This is a genomic window from Pseudenhygromyxa sp. WMMC2535 (assembly GCF_011083025.2).
Genome location: NZ_JABJWV010000001.1, coordinates 1858547 through 1879872, shown reverse-complemented (window position 1 = coordinate 1879872; position 21326 = coordinate 1858547). Strand labels below are relative to the sequence as shown.

Genomic DNA, 21326 nt, shown 5'->3' with positions numbered 1-21326 from the left:
GCACTCTCAGTAGGGCTCGACGTTCAGCCACAGCGAGAGCCAGGGCCACGAGCAGGCGGTCGAGGCGCTCCGACAGGGCTCGGGGGCGAGCTGCGTCGCGGCGTCGATGATCTCCGCCCAGGTCGCCCGCTCGTCGAGCACGAGCAGATGCGTGGGCGCCGAGGCGCCGCTCGCTGCGGGCTCGACTGGCGTGAGGATCTCGAGCTCCCCGTCGACGAGCGCGGCGAGGGTCGCCGCTCGCTCCCCCGCGACGTGGGGGAGCAGGCAGCGCAGCCCGCCCTGCTCGGTTGCGCAGGCCCGGAGGCGCCGCCGCTCGAGGGTGATCGGGATCCATACGTCGAAGGGGAACGCGTCCCCGTGAGCAATCGAGACGGCGTGGGCTCGGATCTCCTTGTCGAGCACACGTCCCCGGAGCTCGTCCACGCGCGCGCGGCCATCGATGACGAGGGCGTCGCCGGGGGAGCTCGTGGGGCGCTGGCCGGGGCCGATCGGCGTCGGGCTCTCGGCGACGAAGCTCGGCGGGCTGAGCTCGGTGAGCGGTGAGCGTAGGGGCTGGGGGTCGAACCAAGCCTTGCGGCCTTCGCCCGCGACCATGACCCAGACGAGCTGGCGGGCGGCGGGGCTGGAGACGCCGACCTCCTCGAGCATGAGCTGGGTCCTCAGCGCCCGGTTCTCCAGAAGCCCGAGGGCGAGGACCTCCTCGGGGTAGCCGCAGCGCTTCGCGCAAGCGGGGTCGAGGCCTCCGCCCGATCCTGGCGAGCAGCCTTCGTCCGGCGAGTCGACGATCTCCCAATACGCCTGGCCGCGGTCGAATTCGCCGTGGACACGCGCGACGAAGGTCGCCGTGTCCCAGGTGACGATCTCGCACGCGCCGTGGAGCGCGTCGACGACGTCTTGGGTCCGGTCGAGGCGAAGGCCGGGGTCGAGGGCGGAGAGCTCCCGCCCGAGGGCCTCGAGGGCTGCGGCGTCGCAGCGGGGGGGATCGGGCAGTAGCGAGGTGCCGACGAAGACCGCGCCCGCGATCAGGGCGAGCCCGAGGGCGGCTCCGACGAGGGCCTTCTTCTCGCGCGCCCTCATGTCAGTCGACCAGCAGCCCGAGCTCGCGGGCGACCTCGACGCGGCGATCTTGAAAGGGCACCCGCCAGCGCGTCGACCAGTCGAGCTCGAGGGCGTCCATGTCCCAGGCCGGCGCGGGGATCAGGTCGCGGCGGGCGAGCTCGCGGTGCAGGCGGATCTCCGCCTCGGGCTCGCGCGAGAAGGGGAAGGGGTTGCGGGCCTCGTGTTCGTCGAGGTGGGGGTACTTGTGGTCGTCGGCGGCGATCAGCTCGAGGAGCTCGTGGCCGCGGCGGTCCATATAGTCCAGGAAGGTGGCCGAGAAGGGGCCGGGGGGAGCGGCGTGCAGGCTCGGCTCGCGGGCCAGCCACTTGGCCCAGTCGAAGCCGTAGACGAAGTCGTGGACGTAGGAGAAGTTGATGGGGGTGGCCTGGCCGTAGAGGTGCTGGAGACCGCTGGCCTGGGAGAAGCGCCGGGCGAGGCGCTCGCGGGCCGCGGCGGGGGAGCAGCCGGCGTCGAGGGCCGCGACGACGCCCTGGCACAGGGCGAGGGCCGGGAGGTCGAAGTCCCAAAACAAGTTGCCGGGGAAGGCGGCGAGCTCGGCCAGGGCGAGCTGGGCGAGGCCCTCGGCCAGGGGCTGTCCGAGGAGCTCGGCCGCGTGCGCGGGCAGGCGAGCGAGGACGGCGGCGTGGACCTCGGTCAGGGCGCTGGGGCGCTCGCGCTCGGGGTCGAGGCTGCGCAGCGCCGCGGCCTCGCGGGCGAGGCGGGCGTCGACGGCCGCGAGCTCGGCGGTCACAGATCCCATCCGAGCAGGGTCAAGACCACGAGGACCACGGACAGGAGCAGGGCGCTGCGCCACTGGGCCTGGTGGAGCACGTACTTGTAGAGCCGCTGCTCGGCGAAGGCGTTGGTCTTGGCCTGGGGGCTGAGCTTGCGCAGCCTTCGCCAGTTGACGAGGACGACGACGATCACCAGGGCGCCGACCGGGGCCGGGACGACGCCCGACAGGCGCATGGAGATCGCCCAGACCAGCGCGGCCATGAGCACGACCCGCTCGATCAGCGCGCGCGCGGCCCGGTTGCCGTACTCGCTGGCGTAGGTCCGCTTGCCCCCGCGGCGGTCGCTCTGCTCGTCGGACAGGCCGCTGGCCACGGCGCTGCACAGCGCGAGCATGGCGAAGCCGGGCAGCAGCCACAGCTGCGTGACCCACAGGGCGCCGGACTGGAGGTAGAGCCCAAAGCAGGGCAGGGCCACGCCCACGCCGAGGCCCTCGAGCCACTCGCCGCCGCCGCGATAGTTGAGCTTCAGGGGCGGGAGGGTGTAGGCGACGAAGATCCCCAGCAGGCCGATGGCGGCGACGCCCAGGTGCGGGCGCGCGAGGCTGAGCTCGGCGTAGGTCGCCAGGCCGATGGCGGCGAGGCCGGCGACGATGCCCGCGCCGAGCAGCGCGCCCGCGGGCAGGATGCCGTCGGGGATCGTCTTGGGCGAGCAGCCGTCGGGGAACATCTGGCGCTTGATGCGATCCACGCGGCGGTCGCCCCAGTCGTTGAGGAAGACCACGTAGAGCAGGGCGCAGAGCGTGAAGCCGAGGCCGAGGGCGAGGGCTCGCCAGTCGAGCTGGCCGGCCGCGGCGACGCCCAGGGCCTGGCCGAGGACGGTCGGGACGAGGAGCTTGGGCCAGCTGTCGACCTTGGCCGCGTAGATCCAGCGAGCGATCAGGCTGCGCGAGGCCGGGTGCACGGCCGGAAGGTAGCAGAGCGGCGCGCCTGGGCACAGGGAGGCCGGGCAGGCGCGAGTCAGGACGCACACCGACGCCCCCAGGGACGCTCGTTCGCTCCACTTGGGCGCTTGCGCGAGGTCGAGGGGGGGACGTAGCGTCGTCCGGTCATGGGATCTGCCAGGCTTTGTTCATGGGCGCTGGGTTCGGCGCTGGCCGTGGCCGTCGGTGTCGGGCTCCCGGGCTGCGAGCGCGGCGAGGGCGAGACGGTGACGCCGGGCGAGGGCACGGCGACGCCGGGCGAAGGATCGCCGGACGCGAGCGCCGAGGCGCAGCGGGTGACCTTGCTGCGCGGGGCCACGGTGATGACGGCGACGGGGGAGACCTTCGCCCCGGGGGCCGTGCTCGTGACCGGGGCGACGATCACCGCGGTCGGGGCCGCCGACGCGGTCGCGGCCCCGGAGGGCGCCGAGGTCATCGAGCTCGCGGCCGGGCAGGTGCTGACCCCGGGGATCATCGACACCCACTCGCACATGGGCGTCTACGCCTCGCCCGAGCTCACGGCGCACAGCGACGGCAACGAGATGGTCAACCCGATCACGCCCTACGCCCGGGCGGCGGACGGCTTTTGGCCGCAGGATCCCCAGCTGGCCCACGCCCTCGCTGGCGGGGTCACGGCGGCGCAGATCCTGCCCGGCTCGGCCAACCTGATCGGCGGTCGGAGCTTCGTGATCAAGCTGCGCCCCAAGGCCCGCTCGGCCGAGGATCTGCGCTTCGCGGGCGCGCCGGACGGGCTCAAGATGGCCTGCGGCGAGAACCCCAAGCGGGTCTATGGCGACAAGGGCGGCCCGGGCACGCGCATGGGCAACGTCGCGGGCTACCGCGCGGCCTTTCAGCAGGCCGTGGAGTATCAGCGCCAGTGGGACGACTACGAGCGCACGCTCGCGCTGTGGGAGACCGGGCGCAGCGGCGAGGGTGAGGGCGACGACGCCCGCCCCGTGCCCCCGCCGCGGGACTTTGGCCTCGAGACCCTGGCGGCGGTGCTCGAGGGCGAGACCCTGGTCCACATGCACTGCTACCGCGCCGACGAGATGTCGCTGATGCTCGAGCTCGCGGCGAGCTTCGGCTTCCGGATCCGCAGCTTTCACCACGCGGTCGAGGCCTACAAGATCGCCGACCGCCTGGCCGCGGCCGAGATCGCGGCCTCGGTGTGGGCCGACTGGTGGGGCTTCAAGGCCGAGGCCTTCGACGGTGTGCGCGAGAACGCGGCGATGGTCAGCCGCGCCGGGGCCCGGGCGATCATCCACTCGGACTCGCCCGAGGGCATCCAGCGCCTCAACCAAGAGGCCGCCAAGGCGATGTACGCGGGGCGGCGCGCGGGCATCGAGATCAGCGAGGACGAGGCCCTGCGCTGGCTGACCATCAACCCGGCATGGGCCCTGGGCGTCGACGAGCAGACCGGCAGCCTCGAGGCCGGCAAGGCCGCGGACCTGGTGGTCTGGAGCGGCGACCCCTTCAGCGTCTACACCCGGGCGCTACAGGTCTATATCGACGGCGAGCTGGTCTACGCCCGGGAGGGCGCGCCCGGCCGCCCGCGCAGCGACTTCGACCTCGGCCTGCGCGACGCCCTGGAGGACGCACCATGAGCACATTTTGCAAGCACCTGTCGGGCCTGTGTCTGGGGCTGGCCGTGAGCCTGGCCGCGCCCGCGAGCCTGGCCGCGCCACCTGCTGGGCGGCGCGCCGAGGCTGCGGCTGCGCCCGCGGCCGAGTCTCCCGTGGCCGATAAATTGCTGCTCACCCACGCGAGGATCTTCGTCGGTGACGGCAGCGTGATCGAGGACGGCGCGATCCTGATCGAGGGCGGCAAGATCACCAAGGTCGGCGCGGGCGTGAGCGCGGCCGGGGTCACCACCATGGACCTCGGCGGCAAGCTGGTGACGCCGGGGCTGATCGCCGCCGACACCCAGCTGGGCCTGGTCGAGATCAGCCTCGAGGACAGCACCCGCGACGAGAGCCGCCGCGACGAGGGGGCGATCAAGGCCGGCTACGATCCGTCTTCGGCGATCAACGCCGACTCCAGCCTGCTCGCCATCCAGGCCGTGGAGGGCGTGACCACGGCCGCGGTCGCGCCCCACGGCGGGCTGATCAGCGGCGAGATCGCGTGGATCGATCTCCTGCCCGGGGCGCACGGTGAGCTGGTCGCCGCGTCGGCCGTGGGCGTGGCCATGAACTTCGGGCGCAGCTACGCCGGCTCGCGGGCGGCCAGCCTCGCCGAGCTGCGCCGCGCCCTCGACGACGCCGCCTGGTATCGCAACAACGAGAAGGCCTACGAGCGCGGGGCCGCCCGCGAGCTCGTCGCCCACCCCGACGACCTGCGCGCGCTGTGGCCGGTGCTCGACAAGACGATCCCCCTGGTCGTCCGCGCCCACCGGGCCAGCGACCTGCTCGCGCTCGGCGAGCTGGCCAGCGAGCTCGATCTGCGCGTGACCGTGGTCGGCGGCACCGAGGCCTGGAAGGTCCGCGAGCAGCTCGCGGCGGCCAAGATCCACGTGGTGCTCCAGACCACCCACAACCTGCCTGGGAGCTTCGACACCCTGGGCGCGCGCCTCGACAACGCGGCGCTGCTCGACGCCGCGGGCGTGCCCGTGGCCATCGCCCACTTCGACAGCCACAACGCCCGCAACCTCACCCAGGAGGCGGGCATCGCCGTGGCCAACGGGCTGGATCCCAAGGTCGGGCTCCAGGCGATCACGGCCAACGTCGCCGCGGCCTACGGCATGGACGCCGACTATGGAACCGTCACGCCGGGCAAGGTCGCTAGCTTGGTGATCTGGGACGGGGACGACCCGCTCGAGTTCTCGACCTGGGCCGAGCAGGTGATCGTGCGCGGCCACAGCCTCGAGATGCGCTCGCGCCAGACGCAGCTGCGCGAGCGCTACATGGACCTCTCGGACTTCCCCGAGTGAACGCGGCGTAGCCAGGCCCGCCCTGCTTACAAGGCGGGCCGGGGTCGCCCAAAGCTGGAGCCACAGCGCGGTCGAGTTTGATAGCGTCGCGCCATCATGCGTACCCGCGCGACGACCTTGGCCCCTGCATTTGCGCTCTCCATTCTCGGTTTGGGCCTCGGCCTCGGCTCTGGCTGCGGCGGCGAGCCGGCGACGGAGGACGAGGGCTCGACGGAGGACGAGTCGGCGGGCGAGAGCGCGGGCGAGTCGACCGAGGAGAGCGAGAGCGAGTCGAGCGCGAGCGAGAGCGAGTCGGACATCGGCACGCAGAGCGAGTCCGAGTCCGAGTCCGGGAGCGAGAGCGAGTCCGGGAGCGAGACGGACGCGCAGACCGAGACGGACACCGAGACCGGAGGCAGCCTCGGCTGCGTCGACGGGGCGGGCCTCGAGGAGGGCGAGCACATCTTCGAGATCGGCGGCTACGAGCGCCGCTATATCCTGCGCCTGCCGCAAAACTACGCCAGCGATCAGCCCTGGCCGGTGATCTTCGCGCTCCACGGCAACGGCGGAAACACCGACTACTGGGACACGATCGGCGGTGATCGTGACATTCGCACGGCCTTCGCCGACGAGGCGATCGTCGTGGTCGTCGAGGCCATCGACAATCAATGGCGCGACTACGACGCGGACCCCGAGACCTGGCCGGCGCGCATCGAGCTCGAGCTCGCCTACTTCGACGCGATCCTCGACAGCCTGAGCAGCGAGCTGTGCGTCGACGAGGACCAGGTGTTCTCCATGGGCTTCAGCGGCGGCGGGTCGTTCTCCGGGGTGCTGGGCTGCCGCCGCGAGTACATCCGCGCGATCGCGGTCGGTGGCAGCGTGATCTACTTCGACGCCGAGGACTGCGTGTCCACGCCGGCGGCCTGGATCACCATCGGCGACGAGGAATTCACCGACAGCCGCGCGGCCTTCCGCGACTTCTTTCGTGACCTCGCGGGCTGTGCGGAGACCTCGACCGAGGGCTCGCCGGAGGGCTGCGTGGACTATGAAGGCTGCGGGGCGGACACGCCGGTGACCTTCTGCGCGCACCCGGCCGGGCACGTGTGGCCGTCGATCGGCACCGACGCGACGCGGGTCTTCTTTCAGCAGTTCTACGCTGGCTGAGCGGCGGCGTGGGTGCATGCGCCTGGTGACGAGCCTCGACCGTGGCGCGCTGGCCGGATAGGATTGGGCATGCTCCCCCGGTCGAGGAGTCGTCGGCGCAAGGCCCTGCTCGTGGGCGCGGCGTCGCTCGTGGGCGCAGGGGTCGGTTGCGCACAGCGCCAGCTGGAGCAGGACCCGAGCTTCGCGGACATCCACCGGGAGCCTGTCTGCATGGTCCTCGTTGGCACCCACGGCTACTGGGAGGACGGGACCATCGACACGATCAACGACGATGAGAACGGGGGGAGCCTGTCGGCGTGCATGTGCATGAGTGAGGAGGAGTATGAGAAGGGCGAGCGCGACGAGGCGCTCGCGGACCTCATGCTCGAGGTCTGCCTCGCCTACAGTTCGTACCGCGGGTATGACTGGGATGACTGTGAAGAGGACCGCTACGACGGCGAGTGGATGTACTTCATCCACTGGTGGGACACGGAGGGGTTCGACTGGGCCTACGACGGAACCAGCTGTGAGCCGCCCGAGGCGTCCGAGTGCAGCGTGGGAGAAAGTCGGGGTCGCGTACCCATGTTGGGGTTGGGGTTGGGGATCGTGCTGATCTTGGTGGGACTGCGTCGAGGGATATGAGCATAATTGTGACGCAGTCGAATCTGCGGACGCGCCTGTGGTGACGGCGCCCTACGAAGGTGACCCGAGCGACGACTGCCTCAGCGATTGCGCCTACATCAACGAACCCCCCGGCGGGAGCTGCCCCGACAAGGACCCCTTCGAGTGCAACGGCGAAGCGCCCGGTGGCAGCGACGAGACCGGTGGGGAAGAGGCGGGGACGGATGGTGGAGACGAAGCGGGCTGAGCGCACACTGGCCGTCGATCGGCACCGACGCGACGCGGACCTTCTTTCAGCAGTTCTACGCTGGCTGAGCGGCGGCGTGGGTGCATGCGCCTGGTGACGAGCCTCGACCGTGGCGCGCTGGCCGGATAGGATTGGGCATGCTCCCCCGGTCGAGGAGTCGTCGGCGCAAGGCCCTGCTCGTGGGCGCGGCGTCGCTCGTGGGCGCAGGGGTCGGTTGCGCACAGCGCCAGCTGGAGCAGGACCCGAGCTTCGCGGACATCCACCGGGAGCCCGTCTGCATGGTCCTCGTTGGCACCCACGGCTACTGGGAGGACGGGACCATCGACACGATCAACGACGATGAGAACGGGGGGAGCCTGTCGGCGTGCATGTGCATGAGCGAGGAGGAGTATGAGAAGGGCGAGCGCGACGAGGCGCTCGCGGACCTCATGCTCGAGGTCTGCCTCGGCTACAGTTCGTACCGCGGGTATGACTGGGATGACTGTGAAGAGGACCGCTACGACGGCGAGTGGATGTACTTCATCAACTGGTGGGATGATCCGGATTTCGACTGGGCCTACGACGGAACCAGCTGTGAGCCGCCCGAGGCGTCCGAGTGCAGCGTGGGAGAAAGTCGGGGTCGGGCACCCATGTTGGGGTTGGGGATCGTGCTGATCTTGGTGGGGCTGCGTCAACGACGCTTCGTCTGACTGTGCGTTTCGATCCCGTCAGGGTGGACCACATACCTGGTGAGCAGGCTCGCGCGTCAGCTTGTATGTGCTGACCTCGATGGGTATCGTGAAGTATGACTGTGCGACGTCGACGCGCGTTCTTGTTGTCTGCTGGGCTGTGTGCAGGGCTGAGCGTGGCGACGCTCATGCCTGGAGGCTGCATCTTTCCTGACTATTGTATTCTCATTCAGTACAAGGGGATGGACTGGTGCAGTGAAATGAAGGGGGCCTCGATGTGGCCGGAGGGGCAACCCGAACTCGCTGATCCTGTCACGGAGGAGCATGTTGTCGCTTGTGTTTGCTTCAACTCGATCGAGCAGGAGATCCTCGATAATACGCTCCCCGCCGAGGACTATGATGAGCTGGCCGCCGAGATTGAATCCGCGGTCCGCGAGCGCTGCGCGGAGCTGGTCCCCGAGGGATATGAGCATAATTGTGACGCAGTCGAATCTGCGGACGCGCCTGTGGTGACGGCCCCCTACGAAGGTGACCCGAGCGACGATTGCCTCAGCGATTGCGCCTACATCAACGAACCGCCCGGCGGGAGCTGCCCCGACAAGGACCCCTTCGAGTGCAACGGCGAAGCGCCCGGTGGCAGCGACGAGACCGAGACCGAGACCGAGACCGAGACCGATGGCGACGAGGAGACCGGTGGGGAAGAGGCGGGGACGGATGGTGGAGACGAAGCGGGCTGAGCGCTGAGATGAGCGTGGACGCGCGCGTGGTCGGGAGACGAGGGCGGTCGCGGTCGCGGTCGGGAGGGGTGTGGGCGATGCCTGAGTCGTGCGTGTGCCGGTATTGTGGACGCGCCGGATCGCGTGGGTCACACTGTGCCGCGAGTGATGATCCCAAGGCGACCAGAGCACGCGTGGTCAGCGATTTCGACCTTTTCCCTCGCGGCGTGCTGCTGGTGTACGTCTGCCTGCGTCCAGGCCAACCCGGCCTTTCTCGCCGATGGTTCGCTCTCCGACACGGAGGAGAGCGGCGAAGGGGAGAGCGAAGGCGCGGACGCGAGCGGTGCTGAGGGGGAGAGCGGCAGCGGCGAGCAGGGCAGCGGGTCGGAGACGACCGAGGCATCGGAGACGACCGAAGCAATCGAGACGAGCGCGACGGCCGACACCGGCGAGATGATCTGCGGCGACGGTCAGCTCGACCCCGGCGAGACCTGCGACGACGGCAACGCCGAAAACGACGACGGCTGCATGACCAATTGCCTCGTCCCCGAAAGCTGCGCGGAGATCCTGGCCGTGGACGCGGAGGCGGCGAGCGGGGCCTATCTGGTGGATCCCCAGGGCAGCGGCGAGCCCTGGGAGGTGCACTGCGCCATGGACTTCAAAGGCGGCGGCTGGACGGGGTTCTTGGTCCAGGACACTTGCAACGGCCACCTCAGCAGCACCGTCGAGGCGATCTGGGAGGCGACGAGCGGCATCGACGACGCGTGCCGGCCCTACGCGGAGTACGCCGAGGGCGGGTCCCTTGGCTATGTTTGGGACATCGAGTTCCCCCCGGGCTTCTCGGCCTTCTTCTTGAGCGACTACGAGGTCAAGGCCATCGCCACGCCCGAGCTCAGCTACATCCAATTGCTGTGGAGCGTGCCCGCGATCTTTCCCAACGGCGCGCTCTCGTTTGGAGACGCCCACGCCGAGGGCCCGGTTGCGAATTGGGCCGCCAATGGCGGGGCCCTCGAGACCTTTGGCGAGGACGAGATCAAGCCCTACCCCGCACAGGAGACGGTGTTCGAGCTGTCAGAGCCCTCGGACACCCTGCGCATCGCCTGGGGCGAGTACGGTCAGATGCACGAGGGCCTCTACCCCTGGTGGTCGGGGCGGATCTATCTGCGCTAGTGGAACCCAGCGCGGCTCCTCGCGCCGGGGCTCACCACGGGCTCCTAGCTGGCCCAGGCAACCGGGGTCTCGCACTCGATGAAGGCGCCGAGCTCCTCCTCGCTGCGCCGCTCACCGTTGGCGTAGGTGTTGATGAACAGCTGCGGCGCGGAGGTTGTCGGGAGATCGGCGTCCCAGCCCTCGGGCGCGGGGTCGCAGCTCGAGGTCCCGGTGCAGCTCGCCGACTGGGTCGGGCCGATGATCACCACGCTGCCCGCCTCGAGGGTGCAGGTCACCATCATCGAGAGGTCGTTCCAGGCCGGGCAGATGCCCACGTTGTCGCGGTAGGCCTCCTTGGGATCTTGCGGCTCGATCACCGACCACCACGCGCCGATCTCTCCGGCAGGGCTGTCGCTGAGGCACTCGGTCGTCGTGTCCTGGGCCGTGAACGCGCGGTAGATCGTCACGTCCTCGAGCACGACGACCATGTCGCCGCGGGTGACCCCGCCCTGGAGGGCCGCCTTGACCGGGGAGTACTGGCCGCTCGGCGGTGGGTTGGTGCAGCTTTGGCTGACCATCTCGGGGACCTGGTCCGTGTCGAGCACGGTCCACAGCGCGAACTTGGCGATGGTCTCCTCGGGGAGCTCCATGCCCTCGGCGGTCCACGGCTGGAGCGCGCTGTGGTCGACCTCGCAACCAAAGTTGAAGTCCGCGGCCGCGGCGGCCTCGGCGGGGGCGGGCTCGTCGGTCGAGTCGGGGGTCGTGGGCTCGGGGGAGGTGGTGCTCTTGCAGGCCGTCAGCGAGAGCGCGGCGGACAGCAAGGAGAGGGGGAGGAGGGAGGAGCTGAAAAGTTGCATCGTTCGAGACCTGCGCCGTTTGTGTGTTCCGCGCAGGCGGCAATGTTGCCCTAGATGAACTGGGTAGTCACCCCGAGCCCGAACTGCCCCCGGGCGAGCGTCGGCTCGAGCTCAGGGCGCTGCGGGTCATGGTCGCGTCGGTGCGCAGGCGGTCTTTGGTCCGCAGCAAGCTGATCACGGCGACCGGCGGCATGACGAGGCTGAACACCGCCCACAGGTGTGGGGCCCAGCCCGGCCGGAGCGTGGCGAGGGTCGAGAGCCCGAGGTTCAAGGCGATGATCGGCCACAGCCGGCGGTCGACGAGATAGACGATGATCGCGGCCACGCCGGCGATCGCCAGAAAGTCGTAGGCGAACATCAGCTCGAAGCCGGCGCCGCCGAGCCAGGCGATCAGCCGGTGGCCGATCAGAAAGACGCTGATCAGCACGGGCAGGGCGAGGGCTCGCGGGTCGCCGAGGTGGCGGGACAAGACCCCGCGCAGGCTGAGCACGGTGGTGATCATGAGCGCGGCCTGGGCCCCGGAGACCGCGGCCCAGCTCGCGGCCGTGTAGCTGACGACGTCGGCGGATTCGAGCCCCAGCCAGACCGCGGGGAAGGACCAAAACAGCGGGGTGAGCACGCGCAGGGGCAGGCCCGGGCGACCTTCGAAGAGCCCGGGTTGAGCCGAGGCGAGGGCGTCTTCGATGTGCTGGAGCAGCGGCTCGAGGGACGGCCAGCGCTCGATGGGGAGCTTGGACAGGCCGCGGAGGATCGCCTGGTGCAGCGCCGTGGGGACGCGCTCGGGCTTGGGGATGTGCGCCGGCTCGCCCTCGAGCACGGCCTGCATCAGCGCGGGCATGGTCGCGCCGGAGAAGGGCGCCCGGGCATAGAGGGCGGAGAAGAGCGCGACGCAAAAGGCGAACTGATCGCTGCGCGCGTCCGCGGGGATGCCGGACCACTGCTCCGGGGCCATATAGGCCGGGGTCCCAATGAGCGCGCCGGTGCGGGTGAGCGAGGTGTCCGACGCGCGCAGCGATCTCGTTGGGCCGCCCGGATCCGTCATGTGGTCCGTCATGTGGTCCGTCAGGTCTGGGCTCGCGGCGCTGACCGAGGGGCGGCTGGGGGGGTCGTGTGGGCCGGGACCGTGGGGTTCGTCGGGCTGCGTGGCGACCCGGGCCAGGCCAAAGTCGACGACCCGCGGGCGGCCGTGGACGTCGACCAGCACGTTGTCGGGCTTGAAGTCGCGGTGGACCACGCCGAGCTCGTGGGCCGCCGCCAGACCGCGGCCGGCGGCCAGGAACATGCGCAGGATCTCGAGGCGAGTGGGTGCCGGCTCGTCCTCGCCGCGCTCGAGCCAGGCCCGCAAGGTCCGGCCGGAGATCAGCTCCATGGCGAGGTAGGGGACGCCGCGGGCCTCGCCGACCTCGTAGACCGAGACGATGTTGGGGTGGGTGAGGCGAGCGAGGGAGCGGGCCTCTCGGACGAGGCGCTCCCGGGCGACGCCGTCGTGGCTCGCCCGGGTCAGGAACTTGAGCGCGACCTTGCGATCGAGCTGCTCGTCGAGGGCCGCGACCACGACGCCCATGCCTCCCTCGCCGATGTGCTCGAGCACGCAAAAGCGGCCGAGGTGTTCGCCCGGCTCGAGGCGCAGGCGCGGGGTCTCGGGGGCCGCGTCGCCCTCGAGCGCCTCGACCTCCTCGCTGCCCTCGGCGATGGTGTCCTGTGCCAGCCCTTCGTCGAGGGTCTCGTCTTGCTGGCGGTCTGCGGAGAACACCATTTCGAGGTCATCGTAGTGACCCAGGTCCAGGTCAGGAAGGGGCGCGTGATGCCATTGAGCGCGCAATCACAGCAGCGCCATGCTCATGGGCGGCAAGCCCACGGGCAGCGGGGACTCGGGGAGCTCGGTGACCGAGTCCTCATTCAGGTCGAATACCCGTACACCGGAGTGGCCGATCGTGGTGTCTGCAAAAAAGGCTCGGGGGCCAGTGACCTCTAGTGCGCCAGTGACACTATGCAGATCTTCGAATGTGGGGATCAGCGCGTGGTCGTCGAGGGATACTCGCCATAGTGTGAATGACGCGAAGTCCTCGCTGGCTGCGCTGATCCACGGCCGTCCGAGGGCGTCCACGCCGAGATCCGCGAGCTGGAGCCGACCCAGATCATAGGCGGCGAAGGCGGCCGGGTCCATGAGCCATTCGCTCGTTCCTTGCCGTAGGTCAATTCGTTCGAGCCCGGATCCGAGCATGAGAATGACCCCCGGCCCACCCAATTCTGGGGGGGCTGGCACCCAAGGACCGATGCCCGCATTGAGCAAGGTGATCTCGTCGCCGCCCGGGTGGTCGGGGTCGAAGTCGAAGAGTGTGGGGATCTCGCCGTCCACCTTCAGAGGGATCAGCGCGGCGTCGCCGGTCGGCGCCCAGGTGCTGCGGTCGATGCGGTTGGCGCCCACGAACACGAGCGCGCCACAGGCGACGATCTCACCGAGCTCGGGGATCTCGTCGGCGTCGGCGAAGGCGCGAAGATCGACGGCGAGGTCGAAGCGCGCCCGCGCGGCGTCGAGGGTGGGGAAGCGCAGGCGCTGGAGCTCGCCGGCGCCGAACAGGCTGACCCAGGCGCTCGCGCCGTCGGGGCTCAGGGCGAGGTCGTAGGCGTTGGCGCTGGCCGAGGTCGCGCTCGCCGGGGTGATCGCAACTTGCTCGAGGAGCGCGAGCGCGTCGCTCGAGTCGAGCTCGTCGAGCCAGTCGAAGCCGTAGCGGTTGATGACGAACACGCGGCCGCGCTCGACCACGGGCACGGCGTCGGAGGAGGCCATGGCCAGGTCGGCGCGGACCTCGAGGCTGTCGAGGTCGATCAGCCCGACGGCGCCGGTGTTGAAGTCGGTGCTCGTGACCACGAGCTGCGTGGGCGCGGGGGCGGGGCTCGGGCAGTCGTCGACCTCGGGGTAGCCGGCGGTGAGCTCGGCCTGGATCAGCGTCGGCGGCTCGGCGGCGCTCGGGGCCTCGTCGCTGGTGCAGGCCGGGCTCGCGCAGGCGAGGGCGCAGGCCAAGGTGGTCGGGCGGCGAAGGGAGGGGAGAGGCGGATCGGCGCGCATCGTGATCATTGCTTTCGGGGGAGGTCGAGGTCGACGCGCAGCGAGCCCCACACGCTGCGGCCCGGAAGGGGGAAGCCGATGAAGTCGCTGATCCCCGCGGGGTAGGACTGCGTCGGCCCGAGCGCAGGGGTGATGGTGGTCTGGCGCAGGTTGCCGAGGTTGCGGACCTGGACGCCCAGCTCGACGCGGTCGGCCACGCGCAGGCTCAGGCCCGCGCCATGGAGCAGGCGCGGGGGCAGCTCCACGCGCCCCGAGAGGTCCAAGGTGTTGCCGGCGATCCACTCGAGCTCCCAAAACACCCGCGGCTCGAAGCCGACGCCGGCGCGGCCGAGGCGAAAGCGGTGGCCGCCGGCCGGGCGGGCGAGCAGGCTGTGGCGCGGGCGCCCGGGCAGGGGCTGGCCGTACTGCTCGGCCTCGGGGCTCTCGTTGCGGCTGTCGAGCAAGGTGTAGGCGAGGTCGAGGCTCAGGTCGCGGTCCCAGGCGCGCAGGCTCAGGCCAGCCTCGAGGCCGCGGACCCGCGCGCCGGCGACGTTTGTCGGGCGGATCACCGGGCCGCTGCGCACCCACTGGATCAGGTCCTCGCTCCAGGTCGCGAAGCCGACGACCTGGGCGAAGAGATCCACGGCCCCGCCGAGATCCTCGAGGTCGAGGATCAGCCCGCCGTCGACCTTGGTGCCCTGCTCCGGGCGCAGGCCCTCGTTGCCGACGAGGTAGCCGCGGTCGCCGAAGAGCTCGAAGAGCGTCGCAAAGCGCAGGTATCGGCCGACGCTGGCCCGGGCCTCGAGGCCCTCGACGAGCTTCAGCTTGCTGGCCAGGCGCGGCGACCAGCCGAGGACCACGCTGTCGCGGCCGGCGTCGTCGACCTCGCCCTGGCCCTCGGGCACGGCGAAGTTGCTGGCGGCCAGGTCCACGCGCAGCGCCGGGGAGATGGCCCAGCGCCGCGAGAACAGCCACTGCTCGAGCTCGACGCCCAGGCCCAGGCTGGTCCGCCCGCGGGTGGCGTCGCCGGAGGCGAGGACCTGAGCGTCCCCGCTCCCGTCTCCGCTCCCGCTCCCGCTCCCGCTCCCGCTCTCATCGCCGTAGCGCTCGTCGATGGTCACGCGCTCGCCCCGGGCCTCGGCGCTGAGCTCGAGCCACGCGCCGCGCCACAAAGGGGCGCGCAGTCGCGGGGAGATCCAGCCCTCGAAGCTCAGCGCGCGCTGGTCGTTGGCGGCCAGGCCGACCTCGCCGCCGAGGTCGCGAAACAGCCGGTCTTCCACGGCCAAGCTGGCGATCCACTCGACGTAGCCCCCGGGCCCGAGGCCGTCTCGGCGCACGCGGGTGACGTTGCGCAGCGAGGCCGTGCGCCCGCGGGCGTCGGCGGCCGGGGCCGCGGCGGTGCCCGGGATGCCCTGGGTCTTCCACCACCCGAGCAGCTGCGAGGACACGCGCAGGTGATCACGGCGATGATCCACGCGCAGCTGGGCGAAGAGCCGGTCGTAGTCGTTGTTGAGGCGCCGCGAGTAGCCGTCGTCCTCGGGGATCAGCGGGGTGTTGGCGTCGTCGTAGTAGGAGAAGTCGCCGCGCGCGCCCGCGTAGCCGATGCGCGCGGCGATCGACAGGTCGGGGCGCAGGGCGTGGGCGTAGCCGGCCCGGGCCTCGCGGGCCAAAAACGAGCCGAAGCCGCCGGCGAGCCACAGACGATCGTCGCCGCGGTGGACCTCGCCGACGAGATCCATGACGCCGCCGATCGCCGCCGCGCCGTAGCGGGCCGGCGCGTGGCCGCGGTGGAGCTCGATCCGGGCGAGGGCGTCGAGGGGGACCGCGCCGAGATCCACGACCCCCGAGAGGCTCCCGCTCAAGGGCGCGCCGTCGAGGAAGATCGGGACCTGCAAGCTCGTGCTGCCGCGCAGCGAGACCGCGCTGAACTGACCCAGGCCGCCGATCGAGCGCACCGTGACCCCCGGCGCGCGGCTGACCACGCTGGCGAGGTCGTCGGCCGCGGGTCGCCCGGGCTCGCTGGCGAGGTCGATGGCCGTGACGAAGCCGAAGCTGCGCCGGCTGAGGTTGCGCTGGGCGGCGAGGCCGTCGCCGCGCTCTCGACCGACGACGACCTCGGTGCGATAGGGCGAGGCGCTCGGGCGACTCGCGGAGCCGGCGTCGCTGCGTGTGTCCGGAGAGCTGGGCGGGCTCGAAGAGCCGGGCGGGCTCGGAGTCTCCAGCGCGCCTGGAGCGTCTGGAGCGCTCCCGGGCGAGATCTCCGGGGCGCCCTCGCTGGCAGCGTCGCTGCCTGGCGCGTCTTCGGCGGCGGCGGGCGAGGCGGACGCCGCGAGCAGCCCCATGCACGGCTCGGCCGCAGCGGAGGCGGTGGCCGAAGAGGATGGTGCGAGCGCGAGCGCGCACGCGATACGCATGAGGACCAAGGCGAGGGGCTCCCGTCTCACCGATGAATGGGGCGCGGGAGGCAGGTCTCCTGGCTCGCGGGTCGTTCGTCTTCGGCGCCTTCCCAGGTCTCCCCAGTGGCTCGGATGCCTCGACGTCGCCGCTCACAGTGGCGGGAGCCGCCCCGGATTCTCACCGGGTTCCCTCTTCGCCGCTCGCGCGGCACCGCCCGCGCTCGGGCGTCTGACGGCTTTGTTTCGCACAAAAGCCCCTTTCGCGTCCAGCGCCCCGTGAAGATCCCCGTCTTCGTCGCCGGCCCGCGCTCTCGCCACACCCGGGGCCTTCGGCGTATATCCCAGGACCCGACATGCGCACGCCCTTTTTCGCTCTGACCCTCGCCCTGTCGGCCACCGCGCTGACCGCCTGCCACCCCAAGACCGACGCATCACCCGTGAACGACCCAGGCACCAAGACCCAGACCGAGGGCGAAGACAACCCGCTCCTCGTCGCCAGCAGCTTGCAGTACGAGGCGCCCGCCTACGACGCCATCGAGTTCGCCGACTTCCGCCCGGCCTTCGAGCGCGGCATGGAGGCACACAGCGCCGAGATCGCGGCGATCACCAGCAACGAGGAGCCGCCCAGCTTCGAGAACACCGTGGTCGCCATGGAGCGCGCCGGGGCGATCCTCAACCGCACCGCCGACGTGTTCTTCAGCCTCACGGGCACGGTCTCCAACGATGAGATCCGCGCGCTCGAGGCCGAGATGGCCCCGCTGCTCTCGGCCCACGGCGACTCGATCGTCCTCGACCCCGCGCTCTTCGCCCGGGTCGAGGCGGTCTACGAGGGCCGCGACTCGCTCCAGGGCGAGGACCTGCGCCTGGTCGAGAAGGTCTACGAGGACTTCGTGCGCGCCGGCGCCAAGCTCGACGAGGCCGCCAAGGCCGAGATCCGCGAGATCAACGCCGAGCTGTCCAAGCTGACCACGCAGTTCTCCCAAAACCTGCTCGCCGCCGGGAAGGCGGGGGCGGTGGTCGTCGAGGACAAAGCTCGGCTCGCGGGCCTGAGCGAGAACGACATCGCCGCCCTGGCCGCCGCGGGCGAGGCCGCCGGGATGCCCGGCAAGTACGTGATCAACCTGCTCAACACCACGCAGCAGCCGGTGCTCGCCAGCCTCGAGGACCGCGCGCTGCGTCAGCAGATCTTCGAGGCCTCGGCCGAGCGCGCCGCGCAAAACGGCCCGGTGCTCCTGCAGATCGTCGAGCTGCGCGCGCGCAAGGCCGCGCTGCTCGGTGAGCCGACCTGGGCCAACTACGTGCTCGGCGAGCAGATGGCCAAGACCCCCGAGGCCGTGCTGAAGATGCTCGACGACCTCGCCCCGCGGGTCGTCGACAAGGCCAAGGCCGAGGCCGAGGCGATCGAGAAGGCGATCGCCGCCGACGAGCAGCGCTTCGAGCTCGAGCCCTGGGACTGGGCCTACTACGCCGAGAAGGTCCGGGCCAAGCAGTTCGACCTCGACGAGAACGAGGTCCGCGCCTACTTCGAGCTCGAGCGCGTGATGAAGGACGGGCTGTTCTTCGCGATGGGCGAGCTGTTCGGGATCCGCTTCGAGGAGCGCACCGACCTGCCCACCTACCACCCGGACGTGCGCACCTTCGAGGTCTTCGACGCCGACGGGACCAGCGTCGGGCTGTTCTACGCCGACTACTTCGCCCGCGAGGGCAAGCGCGGCGGGGCGTGGATGAACGCGATCGTCGGCCAGAGCGAGCTGCTCGGCCGCAAGCCGGTGATCGTCAACGTGCTCAACGTGCCCAAGCCGCCCGCCGGCCAGCCCACGCTGCTGACCTTCGACGAGGTCGGGACGATGTTCCACGAGATGGGCCACGCGGTCCACGGGCTGTTCTCGGAGGCCACCTACCCGAGCCTCGCGGGCACGGCGGTGCCCCGCGACTACGTCGAGTTCCCCTCGCAGTTCGAGGAGGACTGGGCCATCGACACCAAGGTCCTGGCCAACTTCGCCAAGCACTATCAGACCGGCGAGGCGATCCCCCCCGAGCTGCTCGACAAGCTGCTCGCCTCGCGCGAGTTCAACCAGGGCTTCGCCAGCCTCGAGTACATCGCCGCGGCCTTGCTCGACATGGAGTGGCACATGATCCCCGCCGACGCGAAGATCAGCGACGTCGACGCCTTCGAGCACCAGGCCCTGGCCAAGCACGGGGTGGACTTCGCCCCGGTGCCCCCGCGCTACCGCTCGAACTACTTCGCGCACACCTTCGCCGGCGGCTACTCGGCTGGCTACTACGCCTACCTGTGGACCGAGGTCCTGGCCGCCGACGCCTTCGCCTACATGGGCACTCAGGGCGGCCTGACCCGGGCCAACGGCGACCGCTTCCGCGAGCTGATCTTGTCCAAGGGCAACACCGTCGACCCCATGACCCAGTACGTCAACTACCGCGGTCAGGAGCCCACGGTCGACGCGCTGCTGGTCCGCCGCGGCCTCGTCGACGAGTGATCCCGGCGCAGGGCCGGCGCTCGGCCGGCGCTCGGCCGGCGCTCGGCCGGCGTTGGGGTTGTCGCGCCGCGAGTGAATTGAAGACGCGCCCGGTCCTGAGGACCGGGCGCGTTTTTCATTGGGCCCTGCGGCCTACTCGTCGTCGACGACGAGCTTGATGTCCACCGGCGGGTTCTCGAGGTCGGAGATGTTCGCGACCTTGATCCGCTCGAGGGCGATCGAGTAGACCCAATCCTCCATGAAGATCGAGCGCTTGACCCTCGAGTTGGACTTCGTCCACCAGTTGTTGCACTTGTTGGTGTAGTTGTCCAAGGTCTCGGGCTCGTCGTGGGGGACGCCGCCGAGCAGCTTGAAGCCGTCCTCGGTGGTCACCTGGTAGACCAGCAGACCGCTGAAGGTCATGATGTCACCATAGTCGCCGCCGCCGTTGCTCTCCTCGCAGATCGTCATCGGCACGGCGAGCAGGTCGCGGGCCTTGAAGTAGGTGAACGCGAGGTGGTTGGTCGCGGCGTCCGAGGTCGAGCCGCGGGTGCCGATGATCTCCTTGTGGGTCAGGGTCGGGTTCTCGAGATCGGTGTTATCGATGATCTGGAGCTGGAGGCCCTGGAAGTAGGCGAACGAGTCCATGTCGTCCGCGTCGTAGCCCATGGTCAGGAGGTGATCCTCGTCCATGGGGTGCATGTAGGTCGAGAAGCCCGGGATCTTGAGCTCCCCGAGCACCTCGGGCGCGTTCGGGTCGGCGAGGTCGATGACGAAGAGCGGGTCGGTCTTCTTGAAGGTGACGACGTAGCCGATCTCGTCACGGAAGCGGACCGAGCGGATGTCCTCGGTCGGGGCCAGGTTGTCGACCTGACCGAGCACGACGAGCTGGGAGCCGTCCTGCTCGAGCGCCGAGATCGTGCTGTGCACGTCGGGCGAGGGCAAGAAGCCGCTGGTCGTGGCGATGCGCAGGACCTCGTCGTACTCGTCCATCGAGAACTGGTTGAGCACGCGACCCTTGACCACGCCGCTGGCCTGGTACTTGGGCTTCTTGCCACCCTTCTTGAGCTTGAACTTGTGCAGCGAGGTGGCGTCGTCGATCTCCGGATCGATGTCCGGGAACCAGTCGGGATCGTCGGTGTAGGGCCGACGGTGACGGACCGCGATGTAGAGCGAGTCGGCGTCGGCATACATCGCGCCGGGCTGGCTGAGCATCGTGGTCGCGGCCATCGGATCGACCTCGTCGATCGCGAAGGACATCAGCGACAAGAAGCCCTCGGCGTCGCTGAGCTCCGAGATGTAGAAGTCCTCGCACTCCGACAGCGGCGCCTCGCTGACGGTGACCTCGTCGCCGTCGTAGCGCTTGTCGACGACCTTGGGCAGGAGGTCGAGGATCGGGGTGTTCTCGATCTTCTCGAGGTTCTGCGCGTGCAGCTCGTCGAAGAGCGCGTGGACCTCGGCTACGCTGTAGCCGTACTCGTCCTCGAGCCCGCACCACACGTTGGGCAGGTCGTCGGGCCAGTAGTCGAGGTCGTCGACGGCGTTGAGGCCGAACTCGGAGAACACGATCGCCGTGTGGATGTCCATGCCCACGCGGCGAGAGTTGAGGTAGGCGCCGTCGAACTCGAGCTCGCGGGTGAGCACCGGGTTCTCGCGGTCGCTGATGTCGAGGATCGTGATCCGCATCGGCGCGCCGTCGCCGGTGAAGTCACAACCGTAGCCGTAGGTGCAGTTGGAGGCCGGGTTGTTGGACCAGTAGCCGTCGATCAGCGAGTAGATGATCGCCTTGTCCTCGTGGACGTACATCCGCTTGGGCTCGCCCTTGATCTCGAAGGTCGAGAGCGTGTGCGTCTCGTCGGCCGGCCAGGCGTCGAGGATCCAGAAATTGCCGTCGGCGAGCAGGTAGACGTAGCCGCCGTCGTTCTTGACGAAGTCGGCCTCGTCGACGTCCTCGACCTGGGTGTTGGTCGTGGTGTACTCGCTGGCCTCCTCTTCTTCTTCCTCTTCTTCTTCCTCTTCCTCCCACCACCAGTCTTCACAGCTATAGGTGGCGGCGTCCACGGCCTTGTCGCGCTTGTACTGGAGGTTGGTCTCCATGGCCTCGATCAGCCTGGCCTTGAGCTTGGCGTCGAGGTCCTCGCAAGAGCCCGGGGTGAGATCGGCGTCGCCGGGCTCCTCCTCGACGGGTGGTTCGTCGGGTCCGGGGATGACGCAGCTCAGCGGCTGCGCGGCCATCACGGCCAAAATGAAGGGGTGAATGATTCGTGTTTGTTTCATGGTCGGGCGATC

General features: G+C 70.0%; 17 protein-coding genes and 1 riboswitch. Of the genes, 9 read left to right on the top strand and 8 right to left on the bottom strand.

The features are described from left to right. Positions 1–6: 6 nt before the first annotated feature. The 3 genes from G6O69_RS07065 to G6O69_RS07055 are packed head-to-tail and all read right to left on the bottom strand — an operon-like array spanning position 7 to position 2793. Positions 7–1077, bottom strand: a complete 1071-nt coding sequence (locus G6O69_RS07065; protein ID WP_172302761.1) for a hypothetical protein — start codon at positions 1075–1077, stop codon at positions 7–9. Between the two features lies 1 nt (position 1078). Continuing rightward, the gene (locus G6O69_RS07060) at positions 1079–1849 is read right to left on the bottom strand and encodes a ferrochelatase (RefSeq protein WP_176396685.1); all 771 of its coding nucleotides are present in this window, start codon (positions 1847–1849) and stop codon (positions 1079–1081) included. After that, a complete protein-coding gene (locus G6O69_RS07055; RefSeq protein ID WP_172302759.1) occupies positions 1846–2793 on the bottom strand; it encodes a prenyltransferase in 948 nt (315 codons plus the stop codon). The genes G6O69_RS07060 and G6O69_RS07055 overlap by 4 nt, the downstream gene beginning before the upstream one ends. A 147-nt stretch (positions 2794–2940) precedes the next feature. Between G6O69_RS07055 and G6O69_RS07050 the strand changes: the two genes are divergently transcribed. The 8 genes from G6O69_RS07050 (at position 2941) to G6O69_RS07015 (ending at position 10282) form a co-directional block, all read left to right on the top strand. Then, the gene (locus tag G6O69_RS07050; RefSeq protein WP_172302758.1) at positions 2941–4416 is read left to right on the top strand and encodes an amidohydrolase; all 1476 of its coding nucleotides are present in this window, start codon (positions 2941–2943) and stop codon (positions 4414–4416) included. Further along, positions 4413–5738 carry an amidohydrolase family protein gene (locus G6O69_RS07045; RefSeq protein WP_172302757.1) on the top strand — a complete coding sequence of 442 codons (1326 nt, stop codon included), beginning with the start codon at positions 4413–4415 and terminating at the stop codon, positions 5736–5738. Before G6O69_RS07050 ends, G6O69_RS07045 begins: the two co-directional genes overlap by 4 nt. A 96-nt stretch (positions 5739–5834) precedes the next feature. Then, a complete protein-coding gene (locus G6O69_RS07040; protein WP_172302756.1) occupies positions 5835–6881 on the top strand; it encodes an alpha/beta hydrolase-fold protein in 1047 nt (348 codons plus the stop codon). Positions 6882–6950: 69 nt separating this feature from the next. Then, positions 6951–7502 carry a hypothetical protein gene (locus tag G6O69_RS07035; protein ID WP_172302755.1) on the top strand — a complete coding sequence of 184 codons (552 nt, stop codon included), beginning with the start codon at positions 6951–6953 and terminating at the stop codon, positions 7500–7502. 40 nt (positions 7503–7542) lie between these two features. Beyond that, positions 7543–7728 carry a hypothetical protein gene (locus tag G6O69_RS07030; protein ID WP_172302754.1) on the top strand — a complete coding sequence of 62 codons (186 nt, stop codon included), beginning with the start codon at positions 7543–7545 and terminating at the stop codon, positions 7726–7728. A gap of 137 nt (positions 7729–7865) precedes the next feature. Beyond that, positions 7866–8417, top strand: a complete 552-nt coding sequence (locus tag G6O69_RS07025) for a hypothetical protein (RefSeq protein ID WP_172302753.1) — start codon at positions 7866–7868, stop codon at positions 8415–8417. A gap of 95 nt (positions 8418–8512) precedes the next feature. After that, the gene (locus G6O69_RS07020; RefSeq protein WP_176396684.1) at positions 8513–9133 is read left to right on the top strand and encodes a hypothetical protein; all 621 of its coding nucleotides are present in this window, start codon (positions 8513–8515) and stop codon (positions 9131–9133) included. A gap of 147 nt (positions 9134–9280) precedes the next feature. Next, complete coding sequence (locus tag G6O69_RS07015; RefSeq protein ID WP_172302751.1) at positions 9281–10282, top strand: fibrinogen-like YCDxxxxGGGW domain-containing protein; 1002 nt, start codon at positions 9281–9283, stop codon at positions 10280–10282. 44 nt (positions 10283–10326) lie between these two features. On the opposite strand, the gene G6O69_RS07010 is transcribed toward G6O69_RS07015, so the two are convergent. The 4 genes from G6O69_RS07010 to G6O69_RS06995 form a co-directional block, all read right to left on the bottom strand. Next, positions 10327–11118 carry a hypothetical protein gene (locus tag G6O69_RS07010; RefSeq protein WP_172302750.1) on the bottom strand — a complete coding sequence of 264 codons (792 nt, stop codon included), beginning with the start codon at positions 11116–11118 and terminating at the stop codon, positions 10327–10329. Between the two features lie 67 nt (positions 11119–11185). After that, positions 11186–12874 carry a serine/threonine-protein kinase gene (locus G6O69_RS07005; protein WP_172302749.1) on the bottom strand — a complete coding sequence of 563 codons (1689 nt, stop codon included), beginning with the start codon at positions 12872–12874 and terminating at the stop codon, positions 11186–11188. 66 nt (positions 12875–12940) lie between these two features. Beyond that, on the bottom strand, positions 12941–14188 hold the full coding sequence (locus tag G6O69_RS07000) for a hypothetical protein (protein WP_172302748.1): 1248 nt from the start codon (positions 14186–14188) through the stop codon (positions 12941–12943). A 5-nt stretch (positions 14189–14193) separates the two neighbouring features. After that, on the bottom strand, positions 14194–16581 hold the full coding sequence (locus G6O69_RS06995) for a TonB-dependent receptor (protein ID WP_172302747.1): 2388 nt from the start codon (positions 16579–16581) through the stop codon (positions 14194–14196). A 31-nt stretch (positions 16582–16612) separates the two neighbouring features. Next, positions 16613–16794, bottom strand: a riboswitch (cobalamin riboswitch). 122 nt (positions 16795–16916) lie between these two features. Between G6O69_RS06995 and G6O69_RS06990 the strand changes: the two genes are divergently transcribed. After that, the gene (locus tag G6O69_RS06990) at positions 16917–19058 is read left to right on the top strand and encodes a M3 family metallopeptidase (protein WP_172302746.1); all 2142 of its coding nucleotides are present in this window, start codon (positions 16917–16919) and stop codon (positions 19056–19058) included. A 132-nt stretch (positions 19059–19190) separates the two neighbouring features. Here G6O69_RS06990 and G6O69_RS06985 read toward each other — a convergent pair whose 3' ends face one another. Continuing rightward, positions 19191–21314: a beta-propeller domain-containing protein gene (locus G6O69_RS06985; RefSeq protein WP_172302745.1), complete on the bottom strand. Its 2124-nt coding sequence runs from the start codon at positions 21312–21314 to the stop codon at positions 19191–19193. Positions 21315–21326 lie beyond the last annotated feature (12 nt).

Excerpts from the sequence above, each read along its gene's own strand:
- G6O69_RS06985 (WP_172302745.1), bottom strand. The coding sequence starts at position 21,314 with ATGAAACAAACACGAATCATTCACCCCTTCATTTTGGCCGTGATGGCC.
- G6O69_RS07015 (WP_172302751.1), top strand. The coding sequence starts at position 9,281 with ATGATCCCAAGGCGACCAGAGCACGCGTGGTCAGCGATTTCGACCTTT.
- G6O69_RS07045 (WP_172302757.1), top strand. The coding sequence starts at position 4,413 with ATGAGCACATTTTGCAAGCACCTGTCGGGCCTGTGTCTGGGGCTGGCC.
- G6O69_RS06990 (WP_172302746.1), top strand. The coding sequence starts at position 16,917 with ATGCGCACGCCCTTTTTCGCTCTGACCCTCGCCCTGTCGGCCACCGCG.
- G6O69_RS07040 (WP_172302756.1), top strand. The coding sequence starts at position 5,835 with ATGCGTACCCGCGCGACGACCTTGGCCCCTGCATTTGCGCTCTCCATT.
- G6O69_RS07050 (WP_172302758.1), top strand. The coding sequence starts at position 2,941 with ATGGGATCTGCCAGGCTTTGTTCATGGGCGCTGGGTTCGGCGCTGGCC.
- G6O69_RS07010 (WP_172302750.1), bottom strand. The coding sequence starts at position 11,118 with ATGCAACTTTTCAGCTCCTCCCTCCTCCCCCTCTCCTTGCTGTCCGCC.
- G6O69_RS07020 (WP_176396684.1), top strand. The coding sequence starts at position 8,513 with ATGACTGTGCGACGTCGACGCGCGTTCTTGTTGTCTGCTGGGCTGTGT.
- G6O69_RS06995 (WP_172302747.1), bottom strand. The coding sequence starts at position 16,581 with ATGCGTATCGCGTGCGCGCTCGCGCTCGCACCATCCTCTTCGGCCACC.
- G6O69_RS07025 (WP_172302753.1), top strand. The coding sequence starts at position 7,866 with ATGCTCCCCCGGTCGAGGAGTCGTCGGCGCAAGGCCCTGCTCGTGGGC.
- G6O69_RS07065 (WP_172302761.1), bottom strand. The coding sequence starts at position 1,077 with ATGAGGGCGCGCGAGAAGAAGGCCCTCGTCGGAGCCGCCCTCGGGCTC.
- G6O69_RS07005 (WP_172302749.1), bottom strand. The coding sequence starts at position 12,874 with ATGGTGTTCTCCGCAGACCGCCAGCAAGACGAGACCCTCGACGAAGGG.
- G6O69_RS07000 (WP_172302748.1), bottom strand. The coding sequence starts at position 14,188 with ATGCGCGCCGATCCGCCTCTCCCCTCCCTTCGCCGCCCGACCACCTTG.
- G6O69_RS07035 (WP_172302755.1), top strand. The coding sequence starts at position 6,951 with ATGCTCCCCCGGTCGAGGAGTCGTCGGCGCAAGGCCCTGCTCGTGGGC.